General features: G+C 62.0%; 5 protein-coding genes. All 5 read right to left on the bottom strand.

Annotated features, from left to right (window positions below):
• Window positions 1–124: 124 nt before the first annotated feature.
• Window positions 125–1,417: a threonine synthase gene (gene thrC, locus KUL77_RS09740; RefSeq protein WP_297146374.1), complete on the bottom strand. Its 1,293-nt coding sequence runs from the start codon at window positions 1,415–1,417 to the stop codon at window positions 125–127.
• Window positions 1,414–2,346, bottom strand: a complete 933-nt coding sequence (locus tag KUL77_RS09735) for a homoserine kinase (RefSeq protein ID WP_297146372.1) — start codon at window positions 2,344–2,346, stop codon at window positions 1,414–1,416. Before KUL77_RS09735 ends, thrC begins: the two co-directional genes overlap by 4 nt.
• Window positions 2,343–4,847 carry a bifunctional aspartate kinase/homoserine dehydrogenase I gene (gene thrA / locus KUL77_RS09730; protein ID WP_297146369.1) on the bottom strand — a complete coding sequence of 835 codons (2,505 nt, stop codon included), beginning with the start codon at window positions 4,845–4,847 and terminating at the stop codon, window positions 2,343–2,345. The genes KUL77_RS09735 and thrA overlap by 4 nt, the downstream gene beginning before the upstream one ends.
• A gap of 219 nt (window positions 4,848–5,066) precedes the next feature.
• Complete coding sequence (locus KUL77_RS09725; protein ID WP_297146367.1) at window positions 5,067–6,296, bottom strand: dicarboxylate/amino acid:cation symporter; 1,230 nt, start codon at window positions 6,294–6,296, stop codon at window positions 5,067–5,069.
• Window positions 6,293–7,069, bottom strand: coding sequence for a hypothetical protein (locus KUL77_RS09720; RefSeq protein ID WP_297146366.1), 777 nt, complete (start codon window positions 7,067–7,069; stop codon window positions 6,293–6,295). Before KUL77_RS09720 ends, KUL77_RS09725 begins: the two co-directional genes overlap by 4 nt.
• Window positions 7,070–7,085 lie beyond the last annotated feature (16 nt).

The raw sequence follows: 7,085 nt of genomic DNA, 5'->3' as shown, positions 1-7,085 counted from the left end.
ACGCTCTATCCAGCTGAGCTACGGGGCCATGACCAATTATTATTGCAGCTATGCGCAGGTTTGAACAATTTGCCGGTGATAATGTCAAAACGTCGGATGTGTCTTTGCGCATTGCCGTAGAAAATCACCAATTTCGCAAGGTGTTTTCCAGTGTTGCTGCATCATTGGGCAGTGCTTCTGCGTGACTTGCGCGGGTGAGCATGGTGGCTAGTGCGGGCGGGGGGGGGACCTCTTGCCCCAGCAGTGGTTCGACGACTTCGGGGAACTTCGCCGGGTGTGCGGTGGACACCACGGCCCAGTTGCCCTGTTCGCCGCACGCGCGCAGGCGTTCGAGCACATCAACCGCGCAGGCGGTATGCGGGCAGATCACCTGCTGTCGGGTGTCGCGTGTACGGACGATGGTGGCGCGAATCTGGTCGTCGCTAACTGCTTCTGCACGCAGCACGCGGCGCAGTTCGGTGGCGTCTGGGTAAAGTGCTTGCAGGCGTTCGAAATTACTCGGTGCACCCACGTCCATTGCATTGGCAAGGGTGGCGAGGCTGGGCTGAGGCGTGTACTTGCCACCTGCAAAAAAATCGGGCAATACGGTATTTGCATTGCTGGCCAGCACCACTTCGCCCACCGGCAGGCCCATGCGCTTGGCGAGTAGGCAGGCCAGTGCGTTGCCGAGGTTGCCAGTAGGGATCACGAAATTGAGTGTGTGGCCGGTGCTACGGAAGTGGGTGAGTGCCGCATGGGCATAGTACGCGGCCTGCGGCAGTAAGCGCCCTAGGGAAATGCTGTTGGCCGAGCCCAGCGGAACTTCGCGACGAAATTCGGCGTCGGCCAGCAGGGTTTTGGCAAGGTGCTGACAGTCATCAAAACTGCCGTCCACGCGGAAGGCGCGCACGTTATCGCCAAAGCAGCCAAGCTGATGCGCTTGCCGTGGCGCGACGCGGCCATCTGGGTAAAGAATCGCCACGCGCACGCCGGGTTTGTTGTGGAAGGCGGCGCCAACGGCGGCCCCAGTGTCGCCAGAGGTGGCCACAACAATCGTGAGTGGCTTATCGCCGCGCGGCAGTGCGGAGAGGCAGCCTGCAAGAAAGGCTGCTCCGTAGTCTTTGAACGCGGCGGTGGGGCCGTGGAAGAGTTCAAGGATGTAGTCATTGGGCTTGCCAAATGGGGCAAGTGGCGGCGTGACGGCAAACGCATTGGCACAAATGGAAGGCAGTGCCGCTTGCAAGGCATCGCCCGCAAAGAAGGGCGTTAGAAAACGCGTGGCAATTTCGGTGAGCGATGCTGCGCCGTCAAAATCGTGGGTACTAAACTGGGGCCAGTGCTCCGGCAGGTAGAGCCCGCCGTCGGGGGCGAGGCCTGCAGCAATGGCATCGGCAATGGAAACGGAGGGCGCTTGCCCGCGGGTGCTATACGCGTTCATAACAGGACCTTGGCCGCTGGGCCAGCAATGGGGGTGATATGGATGTCGCTGCCAACGCCTGCATCTGCAAAGGCTTGGGCCATCGCGTTACCGGCATGCTGTGCATGTGCTTTAGATTCAAACCACGCAAACACACTGGGGCCGCCGCCGGAAATGCTGGCACCAAGCGCACCTGCATTAAGTGCGGCCTGTTTGACCTCGGCAAACCCTTGGATCAGTGGCGCGCGGCGTGGTTCTACCAAGACATCAGCCAGGCCAGCGCGCACCAGTTCGCTATCGCCGCGTTCGCAGCCCAGTAGTACTTGTGCAAGGTTGGCGCTTTGCTCCACAAATTCGTGCAGCGCGTAATGCCCGGCCAAGGCGGCGCGTGCGTGGCGGGTTTCTAACACGGCATGTGGGTGCACCACGGCGGCGTGCCAAGCGTGCGGAACCTGCACGCGGGTGAGGCGTGTAGCCGTGGCCAACACCACGCCGCCCAGCAGCATGGGGCCGATGTTATCGCCGTGCTTGCCGCCGCTGGCCACGGCTTCACCGGCAAGCGCAAAGTCGTACAGTGCGTGCGCTGAAAGTGGGTCGTCTAACAGAGCATTGGCGGCCACCAGCGCGGCGACGCAGGAGGCGGCCGAACCGCCGAGGCCGGAGCCCAGCGGGATGCCTTTTTCAATTTCAATGTCAAACCCAAACGGCAGCGCCAGCGCTTCGCGCAGCGCAATGAGCGCTTGGCCTGCGGTATTACGCTCGGCCTCTCGTGGCAATTCAACCACGGTGCCGCGAATAGCGGAAATGCGCACGGTGGGTTCGGCAATTTTGCGTGCAATCACGGTGTCGCCAATCCCGGCGATGCTATGGCCTAGGATGTCGAAGCCTACGCCGATATTGCCCACCGAGCCGGGCGCGAAGGCGCGCGCTTCTTGACGTGCAGCGCTCATAGCTTGGCCCCCAGTGCGGCGCAAAGGCGCAGCAGATCGGAGAACACGCCTGCGGCGGTAACTTCGGGGCCAGCGCCCGGGCCTTGCACGACCAGTGGGTTATCGCAGTAGCGGCGGGTCGTGAACGACACGCAGTTGTCGGTGAGACGCAGATGCGCGAACGCATGTGTGGTGGGAAGTTCTTTCAGCGTCACGCTGGCGTTGCCGTTGTGATCAAGTGAAGCGACATAGCGCAGCACACAGCCGTTCGCTTTGGCGGCATTTAGCGCCGCCTGCATCGGTGCGTCGAGTGCTTCAAGGCCCGCCATAAATGCATCGCGATCAGCACCGCGCAAGGCCTCGGGAACAAGGCTTTGTACCTGCACATCATCCAAAGAGATGGGCATGCCTGATTCGCGCGCCAAGATCACCAGCTTGCGTGCAACGTCGGTGCCGGAGAGGTCATCACGCGGATCGGGTTCGGTATAGCCCAGTGTGTGGGCTTCGCGCACGAGTGCAGAGAACGGTTTGCTGCCGTCAAATTTATTGAACAACCATGCAAGCGTGCCAGAGAAAATGCCTTCGATGCTGAGCAGCTCATCGCCGGTATCCAGTAGATCGCGCAGGGTGGAAATCACGGGTAAGCCAGCACCCACCGTGGCTTCATAACGGAAGCGCGCGCCGCTGGTTTTACAGGCGCTGCGAATGTCGGCGTAGCGCTGCAGCGGGCCTGCACCCGCTTGCTTGTTGGGGGTGATGACGTGGATGCCGGCGGCCAACCATTTGGGATAGTGCTCGGCCACGTTATTGCTACCGCTGCAGTCGATGATGACGGCGTGCGGAAGGTGGGTGTCGAGAAGGTGCTCTGCGAGATGGTCAAGATTGGCTTCGGCGGGCGGCGTTTGCATGCGCGCGTGCCAATCGGCGTCGTTGCCGTGTTCGTGCAGCCAGAGCTTGTTGCGGGTGGCCAGCGCGCGCAGACGCAGGTCGATGTTGTGTACGGCGCGCAGGCGTGGCAGTGCGGTTTGCAGTTGATCGAGCAGGGCGCTGCCCACTTTGCCTGGGCCAATGACGGCCAGTGCAATGGTCTGCGGTGATAGCCAGAACGAGGCGTGTACGGCGCGCAGTGCGCGGGTGGCGTCTTCGCTGCTGATGGCCACCGAGATATTGCGCTCGGAGGCACCTTGCGCAATGGCACGGATATTAACGCGTGCACGCGCCAATGCATCGAACATCTGTGCGGCCACACCGGGGGTGCCTGCCATGCCGTCGCCCACGGCGGCCAGCACACTGATGCCGGTACCCATGCGGACACCGTGTACTTGTTCGCTGGCGATCTCATTGGCAAAGGCTTCACGCAGCGCTTCACGCGCACGCGCAGCGTCTTGTTCGTGCACCACACAGCAAATGGAATGTTCGGAGGAGCCTTGCGAAATCATCACCACCGATACATGTGCAGCGCGTAACGCCGCAAATACGCGCTCGGCCGTGCCGGGCACGCCGATCAAACCGGTGCCTTCCAAGCACAGCAGCGCAAGATGATTGCCTAAGGTGAGGCCTTTGACCGGGCCGGTGCTGGCGCGATCGCCTTCGGCATCGATGCGCGTGCCGGGGAACTCGGGGCGGAAGGTATTACGCATCAAGATAGGCAGGCCGCGCGCGATGGCGGGTGTCATCGTCTGCGGGTGGATGACCTTGGCACCGAAATACGCCAGTTCGCAGGCTTCGCGATAGCTCATCGCGGTAAGTGGCACCGCTTCTGGCACCACGCGTGGGTCGGCCGAGAGCACACCGTCCACGTCGGACCAGATATGCAGTTCGTCGGCATCAAACAGACTGGCAAAAATAGCGGCGGAATAGTCGCTGCCGTTGCGGCCAAGCGTCGTGGGCATGCCGTTTGCGTCGCTGGCCACAAAGCCGGTGACGTTGACGCGTGGCTGCGGGTGTTGATTGCGCCATTCTGCGAGCTTCTTCGCACTGGCTTCCCAATCCACCACGGCACCAAGGTCGGTGTGCTTGACCACCAGCACGTCGCGCGCGTCGAGCAGCGCGTAGTCGTGGCCGCGTTCGCACAGATGCGCGTTGAGCAGGGTGGTAGAGAGTACTTCACCCATTCCCTGCACGCGCTCTAGTGCCGCGCGCCCGGGTTGGCGCAGCAGGGCGGTGGCGTGCAGCAGTTCGGTTAGTTCATCGCATAGTGCATTGACGCGTGCCTGCATGGCTTCAGGTTGCTGCAGTAGGGCATGCGCAGTATCGACGTGGCGCTGCCGCACATGTTCTAACGCGCTCTTCCAGTCGCCTCCCGCCGCTGCGGTTTCGCTGAGTGCAATCAGGGCATTGGTCGTGCCTTGCATGGCCGAGGTCACGGCAATTTGCTGGGCCGCGTCGTCGGCAATCAACAGGTCTGCAACATGACGAATACGCGCAGCATCGGCCAATGAACTGCCGCCGAACTTATGGGTTCGGCAGTGTGCGGTGCGTTTGGATGGGTCTGAATCGTCCTGCTGCAGTGCTGCGTTCATTGGGGCTCCTATGGGGCCCGCTCGCGGCAACCGGGATTTGCGCCCCGCTTGCTTCGCTGCGGGGCCGTTGTCTGGGAAGGTTTATCCAGGCATGACCGACCGCACCGAGGTAATGGTACCGGTGGTAATGGTCGTGGTGGTGGTCATGCGGCGGGACATAGTTTCGACTTTGCTGCACTGCAGCGGGAGTTGTCAAGAGGTTGTTGCGAGTGGAACGAGTTATTCCTGATCGGTATTGCGCGCGGCCACCACGGTGGTGACGGTCATGTCGCCCGTGGCGTTGCCCACGGTGGCGAGCACGTCGGGGATGGCATCGACCGCCATGAGTACCGGCAGCGGCGCAATCGGCAGGCCCATCGCGGTGGTGATAGGTAGGTTGGTGGCGAGGAAAATGGCTTGACCGGGCAGGCCCACCGAGCCCATGCTCACCAAAACGCTCAGCACCACGCCGGTGGCCAGCTGCGAGGGCGTAAGCGCCACCCCAAGCGCCCACGCGATGAAGCAGGCAGTGGCGAGGTATTGGATGGGGGATGTGATGCGAAACAGCGATACCGCCATCGGCAGTACCAAGCCCGAAACGCGGGCGGGAATGCCCAAGCGATTTTGCGCACTATCAAGCATGGCGGGCAGGGTAGCCAGCGACGATTGGGTGCTTGCGGCAACCGCCTGCACCGGCACGAGACCACTCATGAAATGCCCTAGCCGCTGCTTGCCAAAAGCCACCGCGACACCAATTAGCAGCACCACGCACAGCACATACAGCGCACATTCCAGCAGGATATAAATGCCCAGTGCCTGCAGCATGCCCAGCCCGGCGCGCGCAGTGAGCGCGAGCACTAGCGCGAAGATGCCCACCGGCGCGGCCCAGAGCACCCAGTGCACAATGATGATCATGGCGTCGCTGATGGCTTTGAGCAGCCCAACAACCTGCGCACGCGGCTCGGGTTCAAGCCGAGTGAGGGCAAAGCCAAAGAACAGCGCAAACGTCACCAACGGCAGCATGGCCGCGTTGGCGGCGGCGGAGATTGCGTTACTGGGCACCATTGCTACCAGCGCATCGGCCCAGCCGCCGCTAGGTGCAGAGATCGCTTCGGTATGTCCGCGCAGCGCTGCGGCAACGGCGGGGTCGGGCTGCAGCATGCCAAGGATTGCGGGGGCCAGCACGGCGGCAAGCGTTGCAGCGGCGGTGAGCAAAATGACAAAGCTAATGATGGCCTGCCGCGCCACGCGCCCGGAATGGGCGGCGTCAGAGGCTTGGTTGATTCCCACGACCACCAGTGCGAATACCAGCGGCACCACAGTCATTTGCAGCGCATTGAGCCAAAGCTTTCCAAACGGCTCCACGATGCTGGCCACGGTAAGCCCCATTGCGGGCGATTGCCACGCCAGCAAAATGCCCAGCACGATGCCGCCAACAAGACCGCTCAATACGCGCGTGGTTTGGCTCATGGGGCGATCTCCGGAAGCGCCCAAGAGGCCTGTAGTGCGCTGTATTGTGGGGTGGGGAGCAAGACAAAAACAGGGTGGCGCTTTTCATCCAGCCACGCCAGTAGTGTGTCCATGCTCTCGGGTGCCATCGCCGTGCAGCCCGCGGTGGTTTCGCCGGGTGCTTTCCATAGGTGCGCGAAGATGCAGCTACCACCTTGGCGCGCTTTGCCGTCGACATTGTGTTGAATCACGAACCCTTCGCGATAACGTTGGTCGCCGTTTTCGTGCAGGTCGCGACGCATGGGCTCGCTGGACTGGTCGAGGTAGGGCGCTTTCACCACGCTACGGTCGATGATCTGGTTGTAATAATTGGATGCGGGAACATCGATGCACCAGTCGTTGGTGGTCATCGGCTGATAGTGCAGGCCAGTAGCGATACGCTCGGCGTAGCCAAATGCGCTGCCTAGTGCAAACACGCCAGCGGGGGATTTGCCGTCGCCTTCACGCTTCACTGGGCCATCGTTACGCGTGGCATTTAGCCCCATGCCCCAAGCGCTGCCGGTGCGGCCAAGCGTGACAGAAACCGCGCTGCCCACTTGCTGCCAGTGCTGATCGTGACGCTCAAAACGGCGCAACGTGGCACTGGTGGCCTCCCAGTTGGCGGGGGTCACCACGACCATTTGCGCGGCATTGGCCCAGTGCGAGGCTTCGCTTGAAGCAGAGGCAGGCATGTGGGCACAGGCGGTTAATGTGGACATGGCAAGGAGTGCAGCGGCAAAGCGATATGTCGGCATAAATAATCCAATGAGC

It is taken from the genome of Thermomonas sp., from assembly GCF_019104945.1.
In the GTDB taxonomy this organism is placed as follows: Bacteria; Pseudomonadota; Gammaproteobacteria; order Xanthomonadales; family Xanthomonadaceae; genus Thermomonas.
This window is presented reverse-complemented; position numbering and strand designations above follow the sequence as displayed.

Bases quoted from the DNA above. Each gene is read 5' to 3' on its own strand.
- thrC (WP_297146374.1), bottom strand. From the start codon at position 1,417: ATGAACGCGTATAGCACCCGCGGGCAAGCGCCCTCCGTTTCCATTGCC.
- KUL77_RS09735 (WP_297146372.1), bottom strand. From the start codon at position 2,346: ATGAGCGCTGCACGTCAAGAAGCGCGCGCCTTCGCGCCCGGCTCGGTG.
- thrA (WP_297146369.1), bottom strand. From the start codon at position 4,847: ATGAACGCAGCACTGCAGCAGGACGATTCAGACCCATCCAAACGCACC.
- KUL77_RS09725 (WP_297146367.1), bottom strand. From the start codon at position 6,296: ATGAGCCAAACCACGCGCGTATTGAGCGGTCTTGTTGGCGGCATCGTG.
- KUL77_RS09720 (WP_297146366.1), bottom strand. From the start codon at position 7,069: ATGCCGACATATCGCTTTGCCGCTGCACTCCTTGCCATGTCCACATTA.